This is a genomic window from Faecalibacterium sp. I4-3-84 (assembly GCF_023347255.1).
In the GTDB taxonomy this organism is placed as follows: Bacteria; Bacillota; Clostridia; order Oscillospirales; family Ruminococcaceae; genus Faecalibacterium; species Faecalibacterium taiwanense.
The window spans coordinates 2,580,039-2,603,170 of sequence record NZ_CP094466.1 but is presented as its reverse complement, the minus strand read 5'-3'; the positions used below and the strand labels follow the sequence as shown (position 1 = coordinate 2,603,170).

Annotated in this window: 28 protein-coding genes; 1 reads left to right on the top strand and 27 read right to left on the bottom strand. The window is 58.0% G+C overall.

The features are described from left to right. Positions 1 to 16: 16 nt before the first annotated feature. Entirely contained in the window at positions 17 to 328 is a 312-nt protein-coding gene (locus tag MTP41_RS12900) for a helix-turn-helix transcriptional regulator (protein ID WP_249235676.1), read from the top strand. Between the two features lie 41 nt (positions 329 to 369). Here the strand turns inward: MTP41_RS12900 and MTP41_RS12895 are convergent, their stop codons facing one another. The 27 genes from MTP41_RS12895 to MTP41_RS12765 form a co-directional block, all read right to left on the bottom strand. Next, complete coding sequence (locus MTP41_RS12895) at positions 370 to 579, bottom strand: hypothetical protein (protein ID WP_156070560.1); 210 nt, start codon at positions 577 to 579, stop codon at positions 370 to 372. A gap of 363 nt (positions 580 to 942) precedes the next feature. Beyond that, positions 943 to 1,968 carry a hypothetical protein gene (locus tag MTP41_RS12890; RefSeq protein WP_249235675.1) on the bottom strand — a complete coding sequence of 342 codons (1,026 nt, stop codon included), beginning with the start codon at positions 1,966 to 1,968 and terminating at the stop codon, positions 943 to 945. Between the two features lie 576 nt (positions 1,969 to 2,544). Further along, positions 2,545 to 2,796: a phage holin gene (locus MTP41_RS12885; RefSeq protein ID WP_249235674.1), complete on the bottom strand. Its 252-nt coding sequence runs from the start codon at positions 2,794 to 2,796 to the stop codon at positions 2,545 to 2,547. Between the two features lie 23 nt (positions 2,797 to 2,819). After that, positions 2,820 to 3,107 carry a hypothetical protein gene (locus tag MTP41_RS12880; protein ID WP_249235673.1) on the bottom strand — a complete coding sequence of 96 codons (288 nt, stop codon included), beginning with the start codon at positions 3,105 to 3,107 and terminating at the stop codon, positions 2,820 to 2,822. 17 nt (positions 3,108 to 3,124) lie between these two features. Next, entirely contained in the window at positions 3,125 to 3,784 is a 660-nt protein-coding gene (locus MTP41_RS12875; RefSeq protein ID WP_249235672.1) for a D-Ala-D-Ala carboxypeptidase family metallohydrolase, read from the bottom strand. Continuing rightward, entirely contained in the window at positions 3,765 to 3,962 is a 198-nt protein-coding gene (locus MTP41_RS12870) for a hypothetical protein (RefSeq protein ID WP_186850564.1), read from the bottom strand. Before MTP41_RS12870 ends, MTP41_RS12875 begins: the two co-directional genes overlap by 20 nt. 12 nt (positions 3,963 to 3,974) lie before the next feature. Beyond that, positions 3,975 to 4,412, bottom strand: a complete 438-nt coding sequence (locus tag MTP41_RS12865) for a putative ABC transporter permease (RefSeq protein ID WP_249235671.1) — start codon at positions 4,410 to 4,412, stop codon at positions 3,975 to 3,977. After that, the gene (locus tag MTP41_RS12860; protein ID WP_249235670.1) at positions 4,396 to 5,061 is read right to left on the bottom strand and encodes a DUF4376 domain-containing protein; all 666 of its coding nucleotides are present in this window, start codon (positions 5,059 to 5,061) and stop codon (positions 4,396 to 4,398) included. The genes MTP41_RS12865 and MTP41_RS12860 overlap by 17 nt, the downstream gene beginning before the upstream one ends. Beyond that, a complete protein-coding gene (locus tag MTP41_RS12855; protein ID WP_249235669.1) occupies positions 4,994 to 6,094 on the bottom strand; it encodes an RNA-directed DNA polymerase in 1,101 nt (366 codons plus the stop codon). Before MTP41_RS12855 ends, MTP41_RS12860 begins: the two co-directional genes overlap by 68 nt. A gap of 382 nt (positions 6,095 to 6,476) precedes the next feature. Then, positions 6,477 to 8,327: a phage tail-collar fiber domain-containing protein gene (locus tag MTP41_RS12850; protein ID WP_249235668.1), complete on the bottom strand. Its 1,851-nt coding sequence runs from the start codon at positions 8,325 to 8,327 to the stop codon at positions 6,477 to 6,479. Then, the gene (locus MTP41_RS12845; RefSeq protein WP_249235667.1) at positions 8,328 to 9,332 is read right to left on the bottom strand and encodes a YmfQ family protein; all 1,005 of its coding nucleotides are present in this window, start codon (positions 9,330 to 9,332) and stop codon (positions 8,328 to 8,330) included. Further along, positions 9,310 to 10,389, bottom strand: a complete 1,080-nt coding sequence (locus tag MTP41_RS12840; RefSeq protein ID WP_249235666.1) for a baseplate J/gp47 family protein — start codon at positions 10,387 to 10,389, stop codon at positions 9,310 to 9,312. The genes MTP41_RS12845 and MTP41_RS12840 overlap by 23 nt, the downstream gene beginning before the upstream one ends. A 1-nt stretch (position 10,390) precedes the next feature. After that, positions 10,391 to 10,798, bottom strand: a complete 408-nt coding sequence (locus MTP41_RS12835) for a DUF2634 domain-containing protein (RefSeq protein ID WP_249235665.1) — start codon at positions 10,796 to 10,798, stop codon at positions 10,391 to 10,393. After that, positions 10,795 to 11,313, bottom strand: a complete 519-nt coding sequence (locus tag MTP41_RS12830) for a DUF2577 family protein (protein WP_249235664.1) — start codon at positions 11,311 to 11,313, stop codon at positions 10,795 to 10,797. Before MTP41_RS12830 ends, MTP41_RS12835 begins: the two co-directional genes overlap by 4 nt. 12 nt (positions 11,314 to 11,325) lie before the next feature. Then, the gene (locus tag MTP41_RS12825) at positions 11,326 to 12,546 is read right to left on the bottom strand and encodes an XkdQ/YqbQ family protein (protein ID WP_249235663.1); all 1,221 of its coding nucleotides are present in this window, start codon (positions 12,544 to 12,546) and stop codon (positions 11,326 to 11,328) included. A 9-nt stretch (positions 12,547 to 12,555) separates the two neighbouring features. After that, positions 12,556 to 13,218: a LysM peptidoglycan-binding domain-containing protein gene (locus tag MTP41_RS12820; protein WP_117535140.1), complete on the bottom strand. Its 663-nt coding sequence runs from the start codon at positions 13,216 to 13,218 to the stop codon at positions 12,556 to 12,558. Further along, a complete protein-coding gene (locus MTP41_RS12815) occupies positions 13,208 to 17,032 on the bottom strand; it encodes a phage tail tape measure protein (RefSeq protein ID WP_249235662.1) in 3,825 nt (1,274 codons plus the stop codon). Before MTP41_RS12815 ends, MTP41_RS12820 begins: the two co-directional genes overlap by 11 nt. 192 nt (positions 17,033 to 17,224) lie before the next feature. Continuing rightward, positions 17,225 to 17,713, bottom strand: coding sequence for a phage tail assembly chaperone (locus MTP41_RS12810; RefSeq protein ID WP_129872778.1), 489 nt, complete (start codon positions 17,711 to 17,713; stop codon positions 17,225 to 17,227). An 84-nt stretch (positions 17,714 to 17,797) separates the two neighbouring features. Continuing rightward, positions 17,798 to 18,163 carry a hypothetical protein gene (locus tag MTP41_RS12805; RefSeq protein ID WP_238077815.1) on the bottom strand — a complete coding sequence of 122 codons (366 nt, stop codon included), beginning with the start codon at positions 18,161 to 18,163 and terminating at the stop codon, positions 17,798 to 17,800. A gap of 84 nt (positions 18,164 to 18,247) precedes the next feature. Then, complete coding sequence (locus tag MTP41_RS12800; RefSeq protein WP_249235661.1) at positions 18,248 to 19,588, bottom strand: phage tail sheath family protein; 1,341 nt, start codon at positions 19,586 to 19,588, stop codon at positions 18,248 to 18,250. Beyond that, positions 19,588 to 19,785 (bottom strand): hypothetical protein, encoded by a 198-nt coding sequence (locus MTP41_RS12795; RefSeq protein WP_129872775.1) that lies wholly within the window; start codon positions 19,783 to 19,785, stop codon positions 19,588 to 19,590. Before MTP41_RS12795 ends, MTP41_RS12800 begins: the two co-directional genes overlap by 1 nt. An 11-nt stretch (positions 19,786 to 19,796) precedes the next feature. Continuing rightward, on the bottom strand, positions 19,797 to 20,267 hold the full coding sequence (locus MTP41_RS12790) for a hypothetical protein (RefSeq protein WP_156070591.1): 471 nt from the start codon (positions 20,265 to 20,267) through the stop codon (positions 19,797 to 19,799). A gap of 10 nt (positions 20,268 to 20,277) precedes the next feature. Further along, positions 20,278 to 20,811, bottom strand: coding sequence for an HK97 gp10 family phage protein (locus MTP41_RS12785; RefSeq protein WP_249235660.1), 534 nt, complete (start codon positions 20,809 to 20,811; stop codon positions 20,278 to 20,280). After that, positions 20,811 to 21,176, bottom strand: coding sequence for a DUF3599 family protein (locus tag MTP41_RS12780; protein ID WP_238077776.1), 366 nt, complete (start codon positions 21,174 to 21,176; stop codon positions 20,811 to 20,813). The genes MTP41_RS12785 and MTP41_RS12780 overlap by 1 nt, the downstream gene beginning before the upstream one ends. Positions 21,177 to 21,180: 4 nt before the next feature. After that, positions 21,181 to 21,576 (bottom strand): protein YqbG, encoded by a 396-nt coding sequence (yqbG, locus tag MTP41_RS12775; RefSeq protein ID WP_156070595.1) that lies wholly within the window; start codon positions 21,574 to 21,576, stop codon positions 21,181 to 21,183. Continuing rightward, positions 21,576 to 22,028 carry an SAP domain-containing protein gene (locus MTP41_RS12770; protein ID WP_238077777.1) on the bottom strand — a complete coding sequence of 151 codons (453 nt, stop codon included), beginning with the start codon at positions 22,026 to 22,028 and terminating at the stop codon, positions 21,576 to 21,578. Before MTP41_RS12770 ends, yqbG begins: the two co-directional genes overlap by 1 nt. Positions 22,029 to 22,044: 16 nt before the next feature. Then, positions 22,045 to 23,121, bottom strand: a complete 1,077-nt coding sequence (locus MTP41_RS12765; protein WP_238077778.1) for a hypothetical protein — start codon at positions 23,119 to 23,121, stop codon at positions 22,045 to 22,047. Positions 23,122 to 23,132 lie beyond the last annotated feature (11 nt).

Here is a 23,132-nt window from a genome sequence, read left to right as displayed (position 1 = left end):
TGAAGAACAAAGGCCGATGACGGCGGCCAGAGTTCTGAAACGCCGGGGGAGCGAGAAACAGCTTGCAGATGCCTCACTCCTCCGGCATTTCTATTATAGCAGATTCAAGGGGGATTTCAAGATGGTGTCTATGCCACTTACAGCTCGCATAATCTACCTGCGAGAGTCTCGTGGACTGAACCGCACCCGGTTGGCGCAGCTCTCCGGTGTCTCGCTGCGGACGCTTGAGGACTGGGAGGCCGGTCGCCGGGTCCCGCGCGATGTTTACCAGATTCATGCCGTCGCCGCTGCGCTCGGCATGAGCATTGAGGATTATCTTGGGCTATAATGAATCAGGAGGCCCGGCGTTGTGCCGGGCCTCCCTTTTTGTTATTCGGGCATAAAGCCGTAACCGGCCTCAAATGCCGCTACTTCTCGGAGGTAGGCAACGCGGCCTGCTGCGCGGTCGATGGCGTCGCGCAATTCGCGGTTTTCCACCAGCTTAAGCAGCGCGGTGAGCGTGTCCTCTGCCTGCATGATTTCGCGGGTGTCCTGCGGGTTGACCTGCTCCATGTAGAGCTCATAAATAGACTGTTCCATGCTTGCCTCCTATGCCCGCCAGCGGTCGAGCCGCTGCCGCGCATACAGGATTTGCGCCGCGTGGTTCTTCCTGCTGCGGGTATTTCGGAGCAGCCAGTGTGACGGGAGGGCTGTTCGTGGTCCCCGTGCAGCCCTCTCCATCACCTCCCTGTGGGCCGTCTCCCGCAGGCTGATTTTAACTTGCTGGCTATTTGCCTGTAGCTTTTCGGAGTGCTTTCTCCTGCGTTGAGCCGTAGAACGTCACGAGCACGGCTCCGGGGCCTCGATTTCGGGCTTTTGTGGTCTGGCCGTAAAGTTTGCCGCCTAGCCACCACGACGCTTTGCGGGTCTCCGCAGGAGGCTTTCGTCACTTGCTGGGTCATTTTATGCGTTCAGCTCTTTCTCGAGCTGCTTGATGCGTTTCTTCACGGACAATCCGGAGTTAAGACGCAGGCCCTCCCGGTATGCGTCGAGGGCTTTCTGCTTGAGGTCGTTTTGGTCGTATATCTGGCCGAGCTCCTTGTAGGCATTGGAGAGCTGGTATGTGGACATCTTGGGATTCAGGGCTGACAGGCTCAAATAGTCTACCGCTTTTTGTTCCGCCTGCTCCGTGTAGGTCTCTTTCAGCTCACAAATGCAGCCTTGAGCCTTTTCGAGCAGCTCGTAGGGTGACAAGTCTGTTTTTTCTTCATACCGTTTCAGCCTCTCGGCGTTCTGTTCCAGTGTCTCGGCATCCGGGCCATCAATCCCGGCTTTCGCTCTGTTCTTTGCGTCGAGTTCTTTTTCCCAACCGTCGTCGCCCTCGACCTCGTCCCTTGCCTTTTTCAGGATAGCCGCATACTCCTCGTATGGGATGCCCATGCGCTCTGCCGCTTTCATGGCTCCATAGTCCGGAATCTCCTGCGGCTCGTCTGCCGGGACTGTTGGCTCGAGAGAAAATGTAAAGCCGTGCTTCTCGCTCCACTCTGTCTCCCGCTTCTTTGCGGTGAACAGAGTGAATTTTTTTCGTGTCGAATCCACGTTTATCCCGCGAACGGTATTTGCACTCACCTGAACATCTCCGGCCGCGATGGTCGAAAAGGCGTTCGTATCAATAAGCATGGTGCTCTCTCCGCTCGGGCCGTATGCCGTCATAAAAAGAGCCACGCTGCCGTCGTCCGATATTCCACACGCGGCAATATAAGCATCCGCGTCGAAGTAGGCAAGCGGCTTGAGCTCGCCGTCTGTAATATAGCACCGCTTTTCATCAAAGCAAGCCACGCGGCCCGCCTTGCTCGGTGCAAAGTTCAGTTCGGAGCTCGGTTTCTTGTCCCTACGGTCGCGCAATTCACTCTGGATTTCTGCTGCGCCGTCGATTGTTACCCCCCCGAACAGTTGTTCGTGGGTGAGGGACGCAGTTGTGTTACCCATAACTGTTGTCCTCCTGTTCTGTGTTGGTAGTCGTGCTTTTATGATAGCACCTAACAGGGGCAATGGCAACGGCTTTCGCGTCAGCGATTGCAAAATCGCGGAGTATAATATATTCTCTACTCTACTCTTCTTTACTCTACTCTTCTTTGTCGATTGTTTCGCCGGAAATACCCGGAAATGCTGCTTTCAGTGCATATCCGCGCGGATATGCGTTCAAAACGGTATTTCCGCTCCGGTTATATTGTTTTTCGTGGTATTTTGGGACAACTGCGTGTGTTGTCTCGTATGACCCTTTTATCAACTTTTTCCACCCAGTTTTCCACTTTTCGGGTCATTCTGGTATTTCCGCGTCGTTTTTCTGCGGTTATCCACGGAAATGATAGAAAATGTATCAAAAAGTGCATTTCTGTCCCGAAAATGTCTTTTTACGAGAATAACCGCGCCGGAAATGCTGTTTTAAGTGCGTTTCCGGGGAAGATATTGCAAAAAACGGCAATAAAAAAAGAGCCTCCCGGCCCTCTTGTGCGAGGTATACCGGGAGGCTCGTGCTGTTATGTGGTAGCTGCTGGGGCGTCCTTAGTGAATCTGATTCTTGACGCTCTCGTAGGTCTTATCGCCCTCGATGGCTGCCTGCGTGAAGGACTGGTTATACCACCAGTTCACGATGCTCGCGCCGACGGTAAAGCCGGTGGTGATGAACTGCTCGAGCTGTGCGTTGTCGATGGGGATGACGGGCTTGCCCGCTGCGCTCAAAATCTGGTTAGTCAGTGCCAGAGCCAGAGCTGCGGTACGGGCGATGGTGCCAGCGGAGATGTGATTGTTGTTCATAGTGTTGTCCTTTCTGTTGAAAATCAGTTGTCGTGGATGGGGAGAGCTTTGGCCCGGTTGTACAATTCGGTCCCGGTCCCGTTCCCCCCAAGCGTGTGGTAGCTGCGATAGAGGTACTCCAAATTTTTCAGGCCGCTCGCGTCGATGTAGCCCTGCTGAATGTAGTGCTGGCAGGCCTGATAAATACGGTCGTGCAGAATAGCCAGTACGCCGTTGAGGAGGGCTTTGTACTTGATGGCTACGGCGATAATCGCCGTGCCAAGCAGTCCGAAAGCCCACTCCGCCCAATACTGGACAATGAACTCCCACATGGGTATCACCTCCTCCCTCACAGATATTTGTCTGCGCCTGACAGGACAGTCCAGCTCTTGGGGCCGCAAATGCCATCAGGGGTGAGGCCGTGCTTACGCTGGGCCGCCATCAGTGCCTTTGTGGTAGCCGGGCCAAAACTGCCGTCGTGCGGGATGCCGAGGAGCCGCTGCAGCATAACCGTAGCTGCGCGGTTAGCGGCTCCCTCGCAGCCCTGCTCGATGGTCGGCAGGACAAACTTGTTGTAGGTGGTGCTGGGATACACGCCGGGCCGGACGCAAAGCCATGTAGCCTTGCCTCCGCGCGTGTCGGTGTGGACAATGGCGGCCTTGTCGTGCCAGTAGATGCCGACCGCGCCAAAGCCCTGTGCGGCCGCGATGATACCGAGGGCAACGGGGTTTACGCTCCGGTCCTTCGTGCGCCAGTCGGCCGCAATGCCGTAGAGGTGGCGGCTTGTCCGGCTGCCGCCCACTTTCGGGTCTGCGTTGTGCTTCACGCACCGGTAGCCCGACGTAACCTTGATGGCCTTGCCGAGCTTGGTGCGGACGGTCTGCATCTTCTGGACGAGCTCCGGGTCAATCATCTGCGCCGTGCATCCGCACGGGCAGGCAAACTCGGACCGCTCGAAGTCTGTGGTGATTTTCGTGTGGTCGTTCGGCTTAAAGGTAATTACGCTCATTCTCGACGTCTCCTTTGTCGGTCTGTTTGAGTACGGAAAATTCTGCGTGTACCACCGCGCGGGCTGCTCCGTAGCCCTCCGGCTCCCCGCAGTTCGTTTCGAGGGAGTATTCCTCCCACCGGTCGAGCAGCTTAACGGTGGCCGTCAAAAGCTGTTCGAGCCTCTCCTCGCGGTTCATTGGCGGCTCCTTTCAGCGGCTCTCGCCGCGCCGGAACAGTGTGTAGTGCGGACGCTCCTCCCCAAACAGCCAGTATCGCAGCCAGTCATCGAGGACGACGGCCGCGATGGACACGAAAATCCACAGGATGCTAAACGGGAGGCAAATCTGCCCTTTGTAGTTGAGCGGCATCCCGGAGTAATCCCAAACGCCGAGGCCGAGCCAGACGTTGAGAATCATCCCGGTTGCGAGCTCCGCTCCTGTCACGATGGCTGAACCGATGATACCCTGCAAAATGAGCGGGGTATCCCATTCGAGCAAGCCCTCGTTCAGCTCGCCTAGAATCAGGAAAAGGAATCCGCCGAGGACGAACATCGTCCAGTGCGTGTGACCGCGCCATGCCGTCTCGAGCAGCGCGTAGGCCGTGCCGCCTGTCAGGAACAGCGCGGCTGCCTTACTGGCCCGATACACTAGCGATGACCTTTGCCATGTTGGCCGCAAGGTCCTCCGGGAGCTGTGCGCCGTAGTGGATACCGGCAAGCTCGTCTGCCGTCTTGGCGCGGGTGGCCCACTGCTTCGCGTGGTTGAAATAGGTGGTGTGGTAGAGCTTGTGCGCCACGGCCGCTGCTGCGACAGCGTTGATGTCGGCCGCGCTGAACACACGGCACAGCTCACCATCCGCGTGATAGGGATAGCCCTCCGCGCCTGCTTTCACGGCTTCAAGTGCGACGTTGAGGTTAATCTGGTCTGCCTCCGTCAGCGCAAAGTGCTGGGTGGAGCCGTCCGCCAGCTCGACCCAGCAGCCCTCGACGATTGCCTTGCGGCAGGCATTATCCAGCTCGGTCAGCTTTTCAGGCAGCAGCTCTTCGAGCTCCTGCTTGCGGGCCATTTCGGTCCATGCGGCGACGTTGGCCTTGATGCTGTCCTCAATGCCCTCCCGCCACGGGATGATGAGGGTGTACTCCTGTGCCGTGTATACGGTGGTCTGCTCCTCGCCGTTTGCGCCGGTCGTGGTGCGGGTCTCCGCGTTGATGTTCTCGTGCAGCAGCACCTCACACTGTTCGGGGTTGAGCTGCGTTACCGACACAATAGGCGGTTCGTGCGCGTATTCTCGCTTCATGTCTGATAGCCTCCTTTAGCTTTTTGAAGTTCACATACGGCTTAACGTACTTCACGAAAAAGCCGTGGCAATGTGCGTGTTTCAGCCATCCGCAGTAACTCATAACCGCTGCTGCGTCCCGCGCTCGCACTCTGCCTGTTTTCTGGGTATGCTTGTAGGTTTTCTTCACCCTCCGCCTCAAGCGCAGAGCGAGGTTCTTTCGCAAGGTCGTTTTCTCGCGGAAGAATCGGAATCCAAGAAAATCCACCGCACGGGCAGCCGTCGGGAATATCTGCCAGTTGGCCTTTAACACAAGGCCGAGACCCGCCAGAAACTTCTCGATTGCTTTTACCGCTCTGTGCAGGAGCTTTTTGCTCGATGCCCAGAGACACATATCATCCATGTACCGGACAAAATACCGTATGTGGAGCACTTCCTTGATGAAATGGTCGAGCCGCTGCAGAAGGAAGTTCGCAAACCACTGTGAGGTGTAATTGCCAATCGGCAGGCCGTCCGAGCTGTTCAACACCGTCTCACACAGCCGCAGCATCCGCTTGCACTTGATAACGTGCCGCAGTTCCTGCATAACGGCCGGAGCCTTAGTCGATGGGTAGAATTTTCGGATGTCGAGCTTTGCGCAATATTTTGTGTTCTTCCTGTCCAGCTTGTACCACTTCTCAATGTGCTTCTTTCCGTAGTGCGCGCCGCGCCCGGGGACGCTGCCGCAGTTCGTTTCGCACATCCCGCGCATAAACACGGGTTCGAGAACGAGTATCATCATCCAGTGGACGATTTGGTCGGGGTAGAATTTCGGGCAACAAATTTCTCTCACCTTTTGCGTTGCGCCGTCCTTGATTTGGAATCTCCGGTACGGTGAGGGCGTAAAGCTCTCGTTCGCAATCATGGTGTAGAGTTCATCGACGTAATGGTCGATATTATTCAGGATGCGTCTAACCGACCTCCGGCGACGCTTTTTCCGTGATGCCTTTATGATGGCGTCCCTGATAAGTCCTCTGTCGAGGAGCTTTTCATACAGGAATCCTGCCCTTTTCAACAGGCATTCACCTCTTTCTTTTAGCCTTGAGGGTTTTCGAGGCCTGTCCGGTCCTACTAGCTCCCACCTGATGTGGCGTATTTTTGCCGAGTGGCAAGGCGGCCCGTTCTCCGGGTCCGGCTGCCTATAGGGCGGCGAAATGGTGTGCAATAATTTATGGGAACGCATAAAGAAAGACGCGCGCGGCGGTTCCAGTTCGAGTTCGACGGGGCATTGTTGCAGTTGAAGTAACGGGGGCCGTAGTTCCGGCCATCATTGAGGTTGCCGCCAGCAATCACCGCGAGCAGAGCACACCAAGTCCCTGTTTGGAGTTAAAAAGCGAAAGAAAAAGACAGAAGAAGAAAGGGGGCTGGCCGCCCCCAATCCCCTGCTGTCAGGTATTTTAAGAAAGACGCGCGCGGCGGTACCAGTCCGAGTACGACGGGGCATTGTAGCAGTTGAAGCAACGGGGGCCGTAGTACCGGCCAGCATTGAGGTTGCCGCCAGCAAGCACCGCGTTGACCGCGTTGCGTCCGTACCAGTAATAGTCAGCGTAATAGGTGGAGGAGCTGCCGCCGATTGTCTTGGTTACGCGGATAAAAGGATAGCGCGGGTCTTTGCCAAGCTCCTTGACATAGCCGTCCTGCCCGGGCATCTCGAAGTCGAGCTGCACATAATCGGACGATACCGTGCCTCCTGCGTATTTGGTGGGGTCGGGCAGATAGGCCATGTGGTACTTGTAATTGCCCTCTGTTCCCTCTCTGACATGTAACAGGTCCGCCACATTGACCCATGCGTTTGCATAGGGGTTCTCCTTGCCACGGTAGATAAAGGGGTATTTGCCGCTCGTGTTGTCCACAGTGGAGCCGGAGCTGGCCGCCACAACATCGGCTGCGCCGTTCACCCACGGACGGGAGCTCACATGGCAACCCTCAGCAACGCTGACTGCTGCGCCGTCGAAGTAGAGGTAGGTCTGGTCCGTGCTCTTGTCCTCGATTTTGGTAACGATGCGGTTCTTGGCAACTTCATCGCTCCAAATGTTGCTCTTGGACAGGCTGATAGTCTGGCCGACGACGTAGTCTGCTGCCTGCGCTTTCGTAATGAGGATGCGGTTCGCGCTGTCCTCTGCTGCCAGCGCAACATGAGAATCAGAATACGGCAGGGTGCTTGCGCCCATGATGACAGTCTGCACGTCTTTCGTGCCAAACTCAACCATCATCAGCAGACCGTCGATGTAGTTATCGACCGCCAGCATACCGGTGTACTGGGAGCCCAGCTTCTTGATGTCGGTCGCCCATCCGTTCAGGCTGTTGTAGTCGCTGAATACGCCGCTCCGGCTCGTGGGCTTCTTGCTGTCGGTCTCGCCCTCCATAGCGACGAGGTAGGCGGCGGAGTAGGTGCGGGGCATAAACTCAAAGCCCGGGACCGGGTAGGTAGAAACGGCCATGACCTCATAGTCGCCGTCAATGCCGTCGAAGTAATAAAACTCCGGCGTCTCGACATACACCAGCTTTGCCGGGTCGTTTGTGGTGTAGCCCGGCTCACCCTCGTATGCAGTGACATGGAACGTGCGGTCTGCGTCGCGGTAGCCGTTGCAGCGGCGACGGCCTGCGAACGGGTAAGCCTTGTCGAAGTCGTTGGTGACGGTCTGGCTGCCAACACCAGCCTCCGCCGTCATGCCTACGCTGTCGTAGATGCGCTCGCCCTTGCTTGCGCTCGCGCCCTTGGGCCAGCGGACGCCGTAGATTTTGACGTGCTCTTTGCGTTCCAGTGCGGAAATACGGTCGTCCAGCTTGGTGAGGTCTGCCTTAGTGGCGAGGCTCGACGGGTCGATAGTGACCTTGACCTCGGAAACGCGGTCGATGATGGTGTTGATGTCGTAGGTCGCCACGTTGGTGATGGCCGTGCCCTCGGGGCGAATCCACTGCGGATTGTCGGAGAATCCCGCGTAGGCGTACAGAATCTCTTTGCCGTCGGTGTCCTTTGCAAAGACGCCGATTTCCTTGACGAAAAAGCCCTGCGTCACGCCGATGCTGGAAACGGTGACGACGATTTTCGCCTCGCCGTTCTTCGGGTTGTCCACGCTCTCGATGGTGGCGTTTTTCAGCTCATGCACGAGGGCGTTGAGCGTTGCTGGGGATGCAGGAGGAGTGCCGTCGCCGACTGCTACGCGGGTAATCTGCAATGCGCCTTTCTGCGCCAGCAGTTTGCCGATAAGGGCAATGCCTTTGTTGGTGGTGATAGAACCGTCCATTTAGATACTCCCTTTCTGTGCTGTCTGCACAATGTAGTGTGTGTTCTCGATGACGCCGCAGCCGGTCCGGGCCGTGTATGCTGCGGCCGCGCACTCCTGCTGAAATGCCGGGGCGATAGTGACGAGCGTGGTCTGCGCATAGGCCGCGCCGGTCCTTACGGTGCTCTCTGCGCTGTCCTCCCAGCCGCTATACAGAATCATGTCTGCGGCCGTTCGGCTACTCTCAACCATGCCTGTGCGGGCGTGGAGCGCGTTCTGCGCGCTGCGCCGCTCCGGTGCAGGCAGGTCAACGGCCGTTTTGCTCGATTCGAGGACGACGGCCGCTGCGTGGAGCCCGGTCTCAAACGAGAGGCCGGGCTGCGGATGCAGGTCGATGCCAGTCCTGCCGCTCTGCATGATATAGCTGCCGGTGTGCAGCTCTCCGGCTGCGCTTTGGCCGACAGGTGGCGGGGGTACGATGTCGTACCGGTTGCCCTCGAGTGCGTTCGAGCCAACATAGAGCCGCTCCGAGAACTCGATTTCGATGTTGGTGTATACGCCGAGGTGCGCGGGTATCTTCTTTCGCAGGATGTAGTAATAGTCATCCTCCGGTGGCGTGTCCTTGATGTCGGACTTCACATGGATATAGACCGTTCCGCCTACAAAAGAGACCTCACAAGTGCCCTCTGTAAAGGCCCGGGTGATGTCCTTGATTTCTCGCGCGCCGATGTGGTTGCCGCCGATGAAGTACGAGGCGACGAGCTTGCGCCGCGCCTCGAGGGTGCGCTTCTGGTTCAAAGGGATGCCGAGGAAGGTTTCCATCTGCGCCAGCGCATCCGTGTCCATCAGGGATACGAAGTTGTTGTTGACAACAGCGTCCACGCCGTCCTCGATTTCGTCCAGCCCGCCTCCGGCTGCGCGCCAGATAGCGTCCATCTCGAAAACGTCCCGGTAGAACACCGGGTAGAATGTTTTCAGCTCCTCGTATGCGCTGGGGAATCCGTTAGGATACAGGGTTGGTTTCACTTACTGTCACCTCCCCCAAAACAAATACCTCCTCTTTTCCGGCCTCGACGTTTGCCGTCTGGCCGTTGAAGCGGAGGTTTGCGTAGTCCAGCACTCCCAAGAGGCTGTAAATCGTGTTGCCGACCGTGCTGATGCGCAGGGTGGGCGTTTCGCTGTCGTCCGTGGTGAGGTTGATGCTCTTGATTTGAGCTTTGAGGGCCGTCTGCGCTGCGCTCCTGACGCTGGCGAGGTCTCCTCCCTTTGCAAGCGTCACGGAGAAAGAGATGTTGACCCTTTTCGCCGTGGCGGATGTCGCGGTGAAGTGCGCGCCGATGTTGGCCTGTCCCTCGCCAAGGCCGGTCCCGCCCGGGTCGATGTACTCCTGTACGCGCTGCACAACAGCATCAGATGCCGGGCCGCCCTCCGTGTCAATGAGAACGCCTTTGACCGTGTTCTCTCCCGCCCAAAGGGGAACAATGCGCGCACGGCCGACGCCGGAGATGCTCTCGCACCACGTTTTGTAATGCTGCTGGTTTCCGTTTTCTGCCGGTCCGGCGATTTTCTCCTGTACACGCTTTCGGAGGCTCTCGTCGTCCTCGTCGTCTGCGCCCGGTTCGAGTTCCTCGACGATGGAACAGGCTGTGAGGCTCCGCTGCGTGTCGGTCGGCACAACAGAGGTTCCGGCCGGAATGTCGTTCGCCTCTGTTCCGGCTTTCTCTGCCTCGATGTAGATGCCGAGGGCGTCATCCTGCGCCAGCACAAAATACTGGCCGCTGCAGAAGAAGCGCGTCCCGAGCTCCGGGAGCTCCCCGTCGTACTTGATGCGGTACTTTGCCGTCGCGGCCGCCTGCCGGTAAACGGCGTATTCCTCTGCCTTGAGCGTCAGGTAATCGCCGGTCGCCGTCACCAGAAACACCATCTCGAACACCTGTTCGAGGTCTGCATAGTATTTGGCGATTTTGAAAGCGATGCCTGCGACAGCATCGTAGAAGATGCTGCCCTGCCGGAGGTCGATTCCGTCCGGCGCGCGGCTCAAAATCTCCTCCAAAACCTTGTCGTAGGTCTGGGCTTCAAACACTCTATATCACCTCCTCGACCTCTGTGGTCCCGTAAATAGTGTCCGCCGTGAAGTGGACGTTGCAGGAATCCTCGTTGAACTCAAACTCAAAGTCATAGACTTTAAGAATCCGGCCGTCGCAGAGGAGTGCATCCTCCACAAGTCTCGGGATTTCCGCCCTGATAAGCTCCTCTGTCGCGCTCTCGTCCGTGACAGTGTCCTTGATTTCGCTGCCGTACTGGTTGTCGTAGACGAGGCAGTGGAAACGCGGAGTGATGAGTGCTTTCAAAATAAACTGGTTGACGGCTTCGAGGCCGTCAACCTTTCCGACGATGCGCCCGGTATCGAGGTCGAGCTTGTAGGTGAGCGACGGCTGCTCTTTCTCCTCCTCGATGCCGGAAATGGGAATGGGAACAAATACTCTGCTCATACGATAGCCCTCTCAAGAGCGTAGTAGCTCTTACCGTCGTTGAAGCGGAGAAGGTAGACAGATTCGCCCGTCTTGAGCGCATTGTAAACGGTCAGCAGACCGCTCTCGATGGAAAAGGTTTTCAGCGAGTGGATGTGTGAGCTCTCCTTGCTGCTCTCGACCTTGTGATAGTCTCCATTGGGCTCGTCTTTTGCACCCTCGAAAGGGCAGCCGACGATGCCGGTCACTCCTCCGCCTCTGGAATCGAACAACTGAAACTTGTGGCCGTGCGCGCCTCCCACATGGGTGTTGCTGTCGATTTTGCCGTCCGCGAGGGCGATGTCTACTTTCACTTGATAGTCGGTCAGGTTCCGGGGGACGAGGAGCGCGCTGCCAGAGATTTCAAGCTTTTCGTCGTTCTCTATCTGGATGGTGAGCGGGCTCTCTTTCGTGACCGTGCCGACAACGATGCCGCCGTCTTTCGGCAGCATGGAGAGGAAGAGTTGCTTTAGGCTCGTCGCTTCATCCGGGTTCATGTGCAGCTCCTCCTATCCAATTTGACTGGCGTCCACCCATCCATAGACGGTGCTCTGCTTGTCCGTGTGGATGATGTGGTACGGGTGTTTTGCGTTCTTGCTCTTGGCGATGGCGGTGATTTTCGCCGGTCCCGCTTTCGGGCTGTTGGTCGGAGACGTCGCGGTGGACGCCACGTACTGAGGGCCGCCCGAAAATTGGACCTTATCGCCGACGGAGTGCGAGGTCGAGCTCTTTTCATCGCTCGCCTTTGCGCTCCGCTCGGTGTCTGTTGCCATGTTCAAGGTAAGGCGCATCGAATGGTAGTTGCCCTTGAATGTGTGGGTATCCTCGTCTACATAGTAGCTGTTCGAGATGCCGAGCGGCCTGATGATGATGCACAGGCCGACGCCGGAAATGACGTTTGCCTGCCCGAGGCCCTCGATTGTCAGCGTTTTGCTGGGGAGCTTCTGCTCTGCGAGCATGGATTCAGCCATGTCCGTGAGGTTCGCCTCCTCGGTGTTGCTGTCGGGCGTGGAAATGTCCTGCATGATGCCAATGGTCTTTTCGAGCTCCGTGTCCGCCTTTTCGGCGAGCACTTTGTCCTCCTTAGACAGCAGCTTTATGCGGGTTTTCACTTTCTCGATGCTGCAAGTGTAGTCGTAGCTTATAAGGTTCCGGCCGGTTTCCACCACCCATTGCAGAATGCTGTCTTTCCGCTTTATCAAGCTCAGTTTCCCGTCGGCTGACGTCACATAATGCCTGATGCCGGTGGCCTTAAACGTGAGGCTCAAGGCGTCCAGAATGACATCGTAGGCTGTCGTTTTGGCCTTTGGCAGCTCCGAGATGACGTAGCCGGTGTCAGCCACATCCTTGTACGGAATCTGGAATCGGTCGCAGCAGTCCTTGAAGATTTCGGACGCCTTTTTCTGCTTGTAGCAAAAGCTGTCTTTGTTGTTCGACAGGTAGATACCCACGTCGTAGGCCTTGATGGTCATGGTCTTTTTCGTACTCTGCTTCTGCTGCATGATGATGCCGCGAAACAGCTCTGCGCCCTCCCAATAAAAAACACAGTGGTTTCCCTTGGTGACATCAATGCCGGAACGGGCGTGTTTCCAGCCGTCATCGTCGATAAGCGATACGGAAAGAGTGCGCGCCGGGGAGCCCTTTCGGCCGCTCCATGTCGCGCTCTCCACCAGCTCGCTCATGTCGTAGGTGGTCTCGCCTTTTGTGACGAGGAATGTAATCTTGCCCATTGCCTCACCTCACGGGAGCTGCAACACCTGTCCGGGATAAATCAAATTCGGGTTTTTGAGCTTATCCTTATTCAGGGAATAGATTTCGTTGTACCGGCCTCCGTCGCCGAGGGTCGATTTCGAGATGTTGTAGAGGCAGTCTCCGGGCTTGACCGTGTAGGTTTTCGCCTGCACTCGGTTGTCTGTCCGGGTGGAGCCGCCGGAGACGGTCGCGGTTCCGGTCGAGCTGACTTTGACCTGCCGGATTCTGACCTCTCTGTACTCCTTGAGCTTGATTTTGTAGTAGATGCTCCCGGGGTCGCCGCCTTTTCTGTAAGGCTGCAAGCTCTGGATAGCCGCGTAGAAGTTTACGCGCGTTCCGGTCAGAATGAGGTGCACCGGCTTCGCGCTGATTTTCCACTCGAAAAGCCGCTGTATCATCGCATCCGGCGACGACAGCATAAATGGCGTCTGGATGCCCGGAAAATACGCGGCCGGAAAAAAGCTGTCCCACGATACCTCCACGGCCGCCCGGTCCTGCAAAACGAGGATTTCGCCGAGGCCACTGATGGTGACACTCGTGTTCTTCGTCCCGTGAGTGACGTCGAACTTCGTCGGCAGAACGGGAAAGCGCAGTTTCTCGCGCTCTCCGTTGTGCGTAATCCAGAGCTGCATACTGCTCTCAAAAATCATAGGCAAGGTCTCCTTCCTCGAAGATTTCGCCCTTGATGATGCTCATAAGGACCGGCTTTGCATGGCGCGTCAGAATGTCGAGGACGGATTCCTCATTCATGCCGCCGACGTCGATGGAGCCGCTGCCGTTGATTTCGATGATAATGCGCTTGACGGTCTCGCCAATGCTGGGCGCGTCCGAGGAGGAGGCCGGGACCTCCTGCTGCGTGTCGCTGGCGGCCGGGGCAGTCGTGTTGACCGGGGCCTCCTCTGCGGGTGCGGCCTCCTCCGTAGTCTGCGCCTGCACCTCCGGTTCGATGTACTCAATGCCGGTGGGCTGCGCATCAGAGCCCTGCCCGTCAGCCGTGAGATAGGAATACTCCTTGACGGCCTCCATACCCTCCGGCAGGTCGTTCTCCGGGAGCGGGCTTGCCGTGGGCTCCGGGAGTGTAGCAGCCGCGAACGGCGTTGCAGGAACGTCCGTGGGCAGCTCCGGCTCCGGCGCGGTGTCGTCCGGGGCGTTCGTGGCGTTTTCCGCGCTGTTCACGGCTGCGAGGATTCTTTCGGTCTCCTGCGTGGGGAACACCTCGGACCCACGCGCGCCGATGATAAGCTCGGGGCCCTCCTCACCGGCGATGTAGACGTCCTCCTGTGCGGACAGAGTGCCGTTCGCGTGACCGGAGACTGTCGTGGTGGTTGGCGTCGTTGTCGGCGCAGTTTTCAGGTGGGAGGCGGCTGCGCTCGCAACGGCCTCCGCTGCGCTCCCAGCCTCGCCGGTCATGGAGCGGATTGCATCACAGTAGGCCTTGATGGTATCCTGTGCCGCTTTCCGGGCCTCGTCGGTCATCTCCATGTTTTGAACCGTCTTGGACATCCGGGTCTCGATTTCGCCCATCTTCTCGTCGAAGTCGGTTTCCATCTTGGCGACGTTGTCCGCGAAGGTGTCCTTTGCCTTTTCGGTCTCCTCAAACTTGGAGTTAAACTCGGTGACGAACTTGGAGGCCGCTGCGGGCATACCCTCGGTGCTGCCTCCCAGTTTCTCGATGTTCTGGATGATGGCGTTGATGTAGCCCGCGCTTTCCTCGCTGCCGTCACTCAACGACTTAATCAGGCCGTCATCGAGGCCGTATTCTGCGGCCTTTTTGAGGTTTTCAGAGTAGAGGTTGAGGTAGTCCGTCTGGCTCTGCATGGCCTTTTCCATGTCGCTGATGGACAGCTCAGACGAGGTTTTCATCGTGTCAAACAGACCGATTTGCCCCTCGATGCTCGTCCGGGCCGATTCATACGCCTTGTCATAGGCCGCCGTGAGGTTATCGAGCTCTGTCTGTGCCGTGCTGACGGTCGCGCTTACTGCCTCCTCATAGCTGACGGTCTGGTTCTGCGAATCCTCGACCGCCTGCGCGACGCCGCGCCACTCGCCCTCGATGTCGGAGAGGGTCTGCTGGTTCTCGTCGTAGGCAGCTTGCAGCTCCTCGAGGGATTTCTTGTAATCGTCGATGTCGGAAGTCCACGCCACCCACGGACTGTCCTCCATCCAAAAGCCGCTGCCGCTGACCCAGTCGCCGGTGACGTCGTCCTGCCTCATGCCGCGCCGCTGACGCTCCGCGTCGAGGTTGGCCTCCGCCTCCGAGATTTGCTGCTCGAGGCTGCTCTGCTCTTTCAGCAGGTCAACATAGGTCTGCTGCTGCTCGGCCTTGTACTCCGAATCAGCCTGCGCCTTTGCGGCTTTCTTGATGGCCTCGACGGTCGCGTCTACGCTTTCGGTCACGCCGTCGTAGGTCAGGCCGAGACCCGGGACGTCGGCGTTGAGCTGGTCGATGATGGCTTTCATCTCCGTGTAGCTCGCGGTGGTCTGCGTGTTCTGCGAGGCCAACTCCCCGAGCCGCTGGGTCAGAGCCAGTGTGCCGAGCTCTTGGTCCTTGATGCTCGAGGTGGAGCTGTTGTAGGCGTCCATGACCTTGTTGTGGCTCTCGACGAGGCCGTCGCACTCCGCCACAAACTCCTTGACGGTCTGCCGGTTGGTTTCAAACTCGTCGTTGAGCTGGTCGAGCTGGTAACGCAGGCTGTTGGCCGCGTCGGAGTTCTCGCCGTACTGCTCACAGGCTGCATTGTACTGGTCGTTCAGCCTCTGCAGCTCGTCGTACTGGTCACGGCAGGTGGCCGTCATGCCCTCGTACTCGTCGCTCTGCGTAATCAGCACTCCGGTCAGGGTAACGGCCGCTGCTGTAACAGCAACAATGCCTGCTGCCGCGAGGACGTAAGGGTTAGCCGCCAGCGTCGCAGTGAATGCCTCCGTCACGAACTTCGCAGCCGTGGTTGCGAGGTTGTAGGCAGCCAGCGCGCCCGTGAATCCGCCCACGCCGACCGCAATGGCCGAAATGGCCGCCACGACGGCCGGGTGCTCGTCCACAAAATCACTCATGCCCGCAAATACGTTGGTGAATCCCTCGTATACCTGCGTGAGCGCGGGGTTGAGCACATCGCCGACAGAGATTTTCAGGTTGTTGAACGCATTCTCCATCCGCTGCTTGCTCTTGTCGGTCGTGTCCGCCATCGTGGAGTATGCCTTTTCGGTTGCTCCTGCGCTGGTACGCATGGATTCGAGCACACTGTTGTACTTGTCTGCTCCTGCGTTGAACAGGGACAGTGCGCCGATACCGGCCTCCGTGGAGTTCCACAGGGCGTTGAACGCTGTGCTGTCTCCATCTACCGCGTTACCCAGCATAGCCATAACATCGCCGAGCGAGTAGCCCTGCTCCATGAGCTGCGCAAAGGTCTTGCCGGTGGAGTTCAGCAGGACCTCAGAAACGCCGCTGCCGGTGTCGCCGAGCTCATTCAGCATCGACTTGAGATAGGTGCCGGATTCTGCGGTAGCGATACCGTTGGCGGTTAGGACAGCGTAAGCCGAGCTAAGATTGTCCATCTGGACGTTGTACGCAGACGCCAGAGGAATGACCTTGCCGACGCTCTGCGCCAGTTGGTCCACGCTCGTTTTGCCGAGGTTCTGGGTGGTGATAAGGTAGTCGGAAAGCTGCGTTGCATCCGACGCCGCGAGGCCGTAGGCATTGATGGCCGTTGTCAGAACGTCAACAGCCGTGGTCGCCGACGTAAAGCCGCCGACGGCCAGCTTGGTCGCGGTTCCCGCAAAGGCCGCAGCGTCCGCCGTGTTGATGCTGGCTGAAATGGCCTGATAGGTCGCCTCCGCCATGTCGCTGGCCGCCTCGCCGGTCTCGTTGGAGTAACTGCGAACCTCTTTCGAGATGCTGCTCAAGGATTTCTGGCTCGTATCCGCGATGGTAGCAACCATTGCAGTGGAGGTCTCGAACTGTGCGGCCGCTTCGGAGCAGTCAAAAAAGCCGTTCTTAATCTCGTTCAGAGTGGCGGCTATTCCGGCCGACGCAAGGACGCCCTGCAGCTCCTTGATGCCGTCGCGGCTCTTTTTGCTCGATTCCTCGCTCTGCTTGCCAGTTTCCTCGGACTTATCGCCGAACTTCTCGACCTCATCCGAGGCTTTACGGGCTGCCTCCGCTGCCTCGTCGAGGTTCTTCTCGGTCTCGGTCGTTTTCTCGGACAGGACGCCGGTAGAATTTGCCGCCTGCCCGGTGGCTTTTTCGTAGTCCCCGATGGCCGAGGACAGGTCATCGACGGAATCAGCAGCAGCGTCGGTACTCTTTGCGGTCTGCGCGGCCGTGCGGGAGACCTTGCTCAATGCTCCGTCTGCCGCCGTGCCGGTGTTCTCGAACGCCTCAAGAGCCCGTTCGCCGCTCTGCGTCATCTCGTTGAACTTGGAGGAGATTTCGTCGATGGCCTTGAATACGACTTTCAGTGTTGCCATGTCGGTCCTCCTATCGCCTTATAGGGACGAGCTTCATGGTATCTCTTCTGCACGGGCGCGCGCTTTCCTCCTCCTCGGAGGCGATGTAAAAGAGCTTCTGTCTCCGGCTCATTCGGTCGAACTCCTCCGGTCGGAGGCCGTGCCGCTGCCAAAGAACATGGGCCCAGTACGTCTCGCTGCCCGCGCTGCGAATCAGTTTTTTGCGTCGTCGATTTCCTTTTCATCGGCCTGCTTCTGCTCCTCCTCGGAGAGCTGACCGCCGATGCCAAGCAGAGCCATGACGACGCGGGTGACATGAGCAAACTCGTCGGCGCGGGAGAAAACCTTTTCCGGCATCTGGGTGATGTCCACGCAGTTGTAGTACTTCATCAGCTCCGGGTCGTCCAGCTTGGGGTACTGCAGGGCCTCAACGAGGATGTGACGGGTGGCCTTTGCATTGTCGCGCTCGTCGCGGAAAACCACGTTGCCGCCGTTGATGTAGGGATTGCCCTTCTTGTCCAGCGCGACAGTGTGGGTGTGGTACCCCTCATTGATGGCGCGGATACGCTCAGAGGAAAGCACCTTGACCTCGAGCTGGATGACCTTGCCGTTCTCGTCCTTAAAGCTCTCCGGGGCCGGTACGGTGACTACCTTCTCCACCTCTGCTGCCTCGCGCATAAAATATTTCAGGTTCTTGCTCATAGCTGTCTCCTCCAAAATAAAAATCGGAGCCCCTCCACCTAGGAGAGGCTTCGCCTGTATGCTCCCGACAAAAATGTCGGGAGGTTAGATGATGTTCTTGATGTTGAAGTTGATGACGTCATCGACCACGCTGCCGCTCTCTGCATCCAGTGCGGTCAGGGGAAGGTCACCAGTCAGGACGCAACCGACGCAGGTCACGACATCGGAGCCGTGGGCTGCATAGTAGTCAGAATTAGCGTCGTCCATGATGCCCTGAATCACGAACTCGGGCGTCGCCTTGGTTGCCTGATACTCCTTGATTTTGGTCTTGAGCCAGTTGTTGGTCCGGCGACGGGTCATGCTGCCGGTGATGGTCGCGCCAACCCAGCGGGTAGACGGAGTGGTTTCGTTCAACTGGCGGCCGGTCCACGTCTCCGGGGTGAAGTTGATAGTCATCTTCACGCCGTCCATGACCTCGACGCCGTCGATAAGCGCATGGCCCTCGCGGAGGCTAATAGGGTTTTTGTTGTACTGCATAACTTACCTCCTGCTGCTTTAGCGGGTCTTGACGGTGAAGAACAGCTTCTCGGCAGAATCCACAGGCTGGATTGCGACGATGAAATAAACCTCGTCGCCGCTGCTCAAAGATTCGTCGATTTTGAAGTCCGCGTCATAGTCCACGTTCTTGATGGCCCCCATGTCCTCGTACTGCTTGAGGATGGCTTGGCCGATGCCCTTCATAGCGGCGTAGCCGGTCGGGCTGTTGTCGTACTTGTTGGGCGGGAAGTTATTCTGGATGGCCTCCTGAATAGCGTCCAGAGTGCGGATAACGCGGTTCTTGCTGTACGTCTTGTCCTTGGGCTTCTTGAAAGAGACCAGAGAATTGATGTCGTACTCGATGATGACGTTGCCCGCCTCGGAGTAGGAGAAGAACATCTCGCCGTTCTTGATGGCCGCAATGGCTGCTTCGTTGTCCTTGGGGTCCACGATGCCGGTCGCGCCGTTGTAGACCTCGTAGGTGTTAGACTTGATGCAGCTTGCGGATGCGGTGATGCCCGCAACGAATGCGCAGGCCTCCGCGTGGGTCAGCTCAACGCCGTCAACAACAACAGAGTTTGTGACATTGATGACGCCCTCGTGGTCGGGGCTCTTTGCGTCCGGCAGAACCACATTCACGCCCTTGCCCATGCTCTCGCGTATATACTTGATTTTGGTGATGGCTGCGGTCTGCAACGTAGCATCGGTAACGGGGAAGCACAGAGTATTGAACTTGATGCCCTCCATCTTGTCCACAAACGCGGTGACGTCACCGTTTGCGCTGGTGACGTTCGTGCCGCCTGCCAGCTTCACGCCGGATGCCGCTTTCAGGTCGCCTGTACCGGTGAACTTCACCAGCTTGTCGTCTGCTGCGGCTGTAATAAGCTCCTCGACGGTCTTGACGCCCTCGTACACAGCGGTGGCGTCAGCATCCAAATACACGGTGACGTCAAAGCCGCCGACGGGGTTTGTGACGACAGAGACGTGAATATCGTTGCCGCGAGTGCCGCCGTACTTGGCCGTTACGGTCAGCGGAGCAGCGGTTCCGGTTGCGGCTGTGCCGCTCTCCGTGATGTAGACGATGACCTTGGAAGCCTTTTTGAATGCCTCACGAATCAGGCGCATCTTATCGTTGGTCGCGTCGTAGACGCTGCGGCCGAGCTCCACACTGTAAGCATCCGGGGCCGCTGCCGTCAGGGTGATGGGCGTCTTGGCGGGGCCAAAGTCGTAGCCAATCAGGGGCAGCAGCACGATGCCGCGCTCAGAGTTGCCGACGGTGTCGTTGCGGTCGCTCTCGAAGTTGATGTAAGTGCCCGGGCGGGTCTTTCCCGCCAGCTTATCGTATTTACCGCCTGCCATTAAACAACGGCCTCCTTTCCGAGCCACTCGTCGATGTGCTTCCGCATCTCCTCGACGGTGTATTCACCAGTCATGCCCGCCGTGGCACCGGCGAACGTGCTGGCCGAAACATGAAAAAGCGTCCGGCAAGCCTTTGCCAGACGCTCAATAGGGAACTTCTGCGCGGTCTGTGCCGCGCTCGCGTTCTTCTCTGCCATGCAGATACCTCCTATTCAGTTTTTTCCTCGGCCGCTTTGAGGTCGAGGTTGTAGTGCATCACCTTCTGGCAATCCACCCTGTTGTACGGACGGCGGCTGTCCCAGTGGAGTGTGAGCTGGGCTGTGCCTGTGTCCAGCCGTTTCACGCCTCCGGGGTCTTTGAGCCGTACTCCGCCTCCTACCGCTGCTCCCGCCTCGTCAATGAGCGGGACAAGCAGGCGGGCTGCGCAAATGGCGTTCAAGGCCGCTGCCGCGCTTGCGTAGGCGTCCTCGTCCGTGCTGGCGAAAAACTTGATGTACCAGTCATATTCCACCGCATAGGACGCGAACGTGTCGCCGAGAGGTGTGAGCTCCGGCTGCGGAAAGAAAACAGAGGGTACGACGAATCCCTCCGGGATGTCCCAGTAATAGGGCGTAATCCCGGGTACGGAATCGAGGATAAAGCGGATAACGCTTGCGATTTCCTGCTCTAGGGCAGCCATAGGTTTCACCTCACAAAAAATCCTTGAAATACTCGTCCAGCCAGCTCTGCAGCTTCTTTTCGAGCAGCTCCGGGTAGAGCTTTTCTAGGATTCTGACGGAGCTTTCCCAGTAGTGGGAGCCCTCCACCCATTTCATTTTTAGGACCATCCCGGTCTTTTCTCCCGGGGTGTAGGTGAAGTGGTCCTTTCCGTTCGCCTTTTCCCAGTGTCCGGGAACGAATCGCCTCTCTATCCCTTTCGGGTTGGTCCAGTGGCCGTCATTTACGAACTTGGCGTACTCGACGTTCGTGCCGACCTCAAGGGTCAGGCCGTTCTCGTCGAGTGTCCAGACGTTCTCCCCGTCGCCTTTTTGGAAACTGTGGAGCAGCAGCCGATAGTCCAGCACGTTCCGGCGAACGATTTCATCTTGCAGAATGCGTAGGAACTCAATGCCGAGCCCTTCAAGAAACTTGTTCAGTGCCCGCTTAAAATCGCCCTGCGCGGCCGTTCCGAGCCGCTTCACGAAGTTTTCGAGCTCTACTGTGTCGAATGTCACCTGCGCCATTACAATGGCCTCTGTTGGGCTGTGCGGTATATCTTTACCGTCATGTGATGCCCTCGGATGTTTCGCGGTTGACCTGCGGTGTATTCGAGCCCTGTTTCGCTGCTGACGATTTTGTCGTTGAGCCTGATGTCCGTTCCTGCCGGGAGCGTGAGCTTTATGTCGCTGTCCATATCGTTCTGCGGTTGCTGCTGAGCGATTTGGATGGACGCGCTACGCACTCCGAAATGGCACGGGACTTCCTCGAGGTCCGGCTGTTTGGGGTACTTGAACTTGGGGGAGCCGGGGAGCCCGTAGCCGGGGCTCGTGCTCTCCTGCTGGGTGTGGTAGATACTGCAACGATGGTCAAAGAAGTTCTCAATAGCCATTGGCTCAGAGGCTCCTTAACCGCATCGTGACGCCGTTGAGCGGCTGCACGACGACGTAATCGTCCAGCAGGCTCTCCACGCCCAGTTTTCCGACGTCTATGATGCTGCTCTCTGCCGTGTAGGAGTAGTCGTCAAAGGTCTCGCTTTTGAGGCGGACTTTGGTCTGCTCAACGGCATTGTGGGCGTATGCCTCCGCGATAAGGAGGACCGCCGTCTTGACGTTCTCCGGGATATCGGGGTATTTCTCCGGGTCGTCGAATCTGTTGTTGCAGTAGTCGATGACCCAGCTCTCCGCCCGGGAGATGTCAATTTTGAGCTTGCTGTCGGCGCGGTTCTTTACTTCCTCAAATTCTGTGTACTCTTTGAGTTCCTCCGGCGTGACCCACGGCCGTTCGGCCATCAGCCCTCCGGGGCGATGATGGCGGCCGCTGCGGCTGCATCCGCCTCATACTCACGAATCTTCTGCAAAATGCTGGCCTTAGTGGTGCAGCCGGTCAGGTCGATGCCGTTGTCCTCGGCAAATTCCTTGAGCTCGTCGAGCTTCATCTTGGAAATGTCAGGGACTTCCACAGGCTCCTCGGCGACGGCCGCGACGACCTCCGCCTTGTCCTTGCCGGTGGTATCGACGCCCATATCGTCAGCCAGCTTGTCGAGCTGCTCCTCGTCCATCTCGCCGAGAAAGCCGGTGTCCAGATGGCCGGTGACGGTGTAAGCGTCAGGGAGAGCCTCGAAATAGCCGCTTTCCAGCAGCGCGGTATATTTCTCGGGGTCGTCCACAAAGACGTCAGGATGCGCCGCAGAGGCGCGCACAACGCCATCATAGGACAGACCTTTAATCAGTCTGAGGTGCATAGCGTCCTGCCTCCTGTTAGATAGATGCCAGACCGGTCACAATGGCCGTTGCGTCCAGCTCCTCAACCAGCGTATCGAAGTCGAAATGCACGACATAGAAACGCTTGTCCTGATAGATGGCCTCCGGGCCCTCGGTGGTCTTGCGGATGACGACGCCGTAGGAGTTGACGACGACCAGATTCTTCGGGTCGGTCAGCATAATAACGTCGTCGGGCAGGGCCGGGACCTCGATGACGGGAACGCTTGCGGGATTCTCGACGCGCTTGTCGGTAATGATGCCGCCTGCGGTGACTGCCTGATTCAGGATGTAACGCTCCCACTCCTGACGGCGGTGGGGGGACATCAGCCAGCGGAGAGAGCCGTTGTTGAACTTGTCGGGAACTGCGCGCAGGCCCTTGTAGAACACATCCAGAACCATTGCACCGGAGTTGATGCCGGACACATCGACAACGTGGCCGCCCTCCTTGAACTGCTTGACCCAGCCGTCGTTCACCTTGAGGAAGTCGGCGTCATCGACAGTACCCAGCTCTGTGGCCTCGCCTGCGTCGAATGCGCCTGCAGCGTGGGATGCGGTGTACTGGTAGACCTTCTTGTTGTATGCGACGAGGTCGCCAATAGCGTAGGTCTCAGAGGAGCTGAACTCCTTGACCTTGGCATACCGTTCGTCGCCGTTCAGGCACAGGTCCTCGCGGTCGCAGCCAATCTGACGGGTCATCAGGTTGGTGACGATGGTCTCGTAGTTGGAGCCCTCGATGTTTTCGCGCAGGGTCTCCTCAGTGATTTCCCACGGCAGACGGACAGGGGTGCAAGCGTATTCCAGCTTGCCATGCTTCACGCCGGAGCGGTAGCCGTCGTCGGTGTTCTCGGTCTTTTTGCGCAGCAGACGGCGGCCGACGCCAATCTTGTCGATTTCGCCGGTCTTTGCGGAGCGCAGCTCGTGACGGACGAGGCCGCTCAGCGGAGTGGCCTCAAAGGTCTGCTGAATGAACTTCTTCGCCTGCTCCGGGTTCAGTGCGCCGCCAGCGGCCAGACCGGCGGTGGTGATGGTCTGGCCTGCTGCGTTCACGATTGCCTTATTGCTTCTCATGGTCATAGTGCTTGTTC

What these genes read in the sequence shown, in the direction of transcription:
- MTP41_RS12900 (WP_249235676.1), top strand. Translation starts at nt 17, where the DNA reads ATGACGGCGGCCAGAGTTCTGAAACGCCGGGGGAGCGAGAAACAGCTT.
- MTP41_RS12895 (WP_156070560.1), bottom strand. Translation starts at nt 579, where the DNA reads ATGGAACAGTCTATTTATGAGCTCTACATGGAGCAGGTCAACCCGCAG.
- MTP41_RS12890 (WP_249235675.1), bottom strand. Translation starts at nt 1,968, where the DNA reads ATGGGTAACACAACTGCGTCCCTCACCCACGAACAACTGTTCGGGGGG.
- MTP41_RS12885 (WP_249235674.1), bottom strand. Translation starts at nt 2,796, where the DNA reads ATGAACAACAATCACATCTCCGCTGGCACCATCGCCCGTACCGCAGCT.
- MTP41_RS12880 (WP_249235673.1), bottom strand. Translation starts at nt 3,107, where the DNA reads ATGTGGGAGTTCATTGTCCAGTATTGGGCGGAGTGGGCTTTCGGACTG.
- MTP41_RS12875 (WP_249235672.1), bottom strand. Translation starts at nt 3,784, where the DNA reads ATGAGCGTAATTACCTTTAAGCCGAACGACCACACGAAAATCACCACA.
- MTP41_RS12870 (WP_186850564.1), bottom strand. Translation starts at nt 3,962, where the DNA reads ATGAACCGCGAGGAGAGGCTCGAACAGCTTTTGACGGCCACCGTTAAG.
- MTP41_RS12860 (WP_249235670.1), bottom strand. Translation starts at nt 5,061, where the DNA reads ATGAAGCGAGAATACGCGCACGAACCGCCTATTGTGTCGGTAACGCAG.
- MTP41_RS12850 (WP_249235668.1), bottom strand. Translation starts at nt 8,327, where the DNA reads ATGGACGGTTCTATCACCACCAACAAAGGCATTGCCCTTATCGGCAAA.
- MTP41_RS12835 (WP_249235665.1), bottom strand. Translation starts at nt 10,798, where the DNA reads ATGAGCAGAGTATTTGTTCCCATTCCCATTTCCGGCATCGAGGAGGAG.
- MTP41_RS12830 (WP_249235664.1), bottom strand. Translation starts at nt 11,313, where the DNA reads ATGAACCCGGATGAAGCGACGAGCCTAAAGCAACTCTTCCTCTCCATG.
- MTP41_RS12825 (WP_249235663.1), bottom strand. Translation starts at nt 12,546, where the DNA reads ATGGGCAAGATTACATTCCTCGTCACAAAAGGCGAGACCACCTACGAC.
- MTP41_RS12820 (WP_117535140.1), bottom strand. Translation starts at nt 13,218, where the DNA reads ATGATTTTTGAGAGCAGTATGCAGCTCTGGATTACGCACAACGGAGAG.
- MTP41_RS12815 (WP_249235662.1), bottom strand. Translation starts at nt 17,032, where the DNA reads ATGGCAACACTGAAAGTCGTATTCAAGGCCATCGACGAAATCTCCTCC.
- MTP41_RS12810 (WP_129872778.1), bottom strand. Translation starts at nt 17,713, where the DNA reads ATGAGCAAGAACCTGAAATATTTTATGCGCGAGGCAGCAGAGGTGGAG.
- MTP41_RS12805 (WP_238077815.1), bottom strand. Translation starts at nt 18,163, where the DNA reads ATGGACGGCGTGAAGATGACTATCAACTTCACCCCGGAGACGTGGACC.
- MTP41_RS12800 (WP_249235661.1), bottom strand. Translation starts at nt 19,588, where the DNA reads ATGGCAGGCGGTAAATACGATAAGCTGGCGGGAAAGACCCGCCCGGGC.
- MTP41_RS12795 (WP_129872775.1), bottom strand. Translation starts at nt 19,785, where the DNA reads ATGGCAGAGAAGAACGCGAGCGCGGCACAGACCGCGCAGAAGTTCCCT.
- MTP41_RS12790 (WP_156070591.1), bottom strand. Translation starts at nt 20,267, where the DNA reads ATGGCTGCCCTAGAGCAGGAAATCGCAAGCGTTATCCGCTTTATCCTC.
- MTP41_RS12785 (WP_249235660.1), bottom strand. Translation starts at nt 20,811, where the DNA reads ATGGCGCAGGTGACATTCGACACAGTAGAGCTCGAAAACTTCGTGAAG.
- MTP41_RS12780 (WP_238077776.1), bottom strand. Translation starts at nt 21,176, where the DNA reads ATGGCTATTGAGAACTTCTTTGACCATCGTTGCAGTATCTACCACACC.
- yqbG (WP_156070595.1), bottom strand. Translation starts at nt 21,576, where the DNA reads ATGGCCGAACGGCCGTGGGTCACGCCGGAGGAACTCAAAGAGTACACA.
- MTP41_RS12770 (WP_238077777.1), bottom strand. Translation starts at nt 22,028, where the DNA reads ATGCACCTCAGACTGATTAAAGGTCTGTCCTATGATGGCGTTGTGCGC.
- MTP41_RS12765 (WP_238077778.1), bottom strand. Translation starts at nt 23,121, where the DNA reads ATGACCATGAGAAGCAATAAGGCAATCGTGAACGCAGCAGGCCAGACC.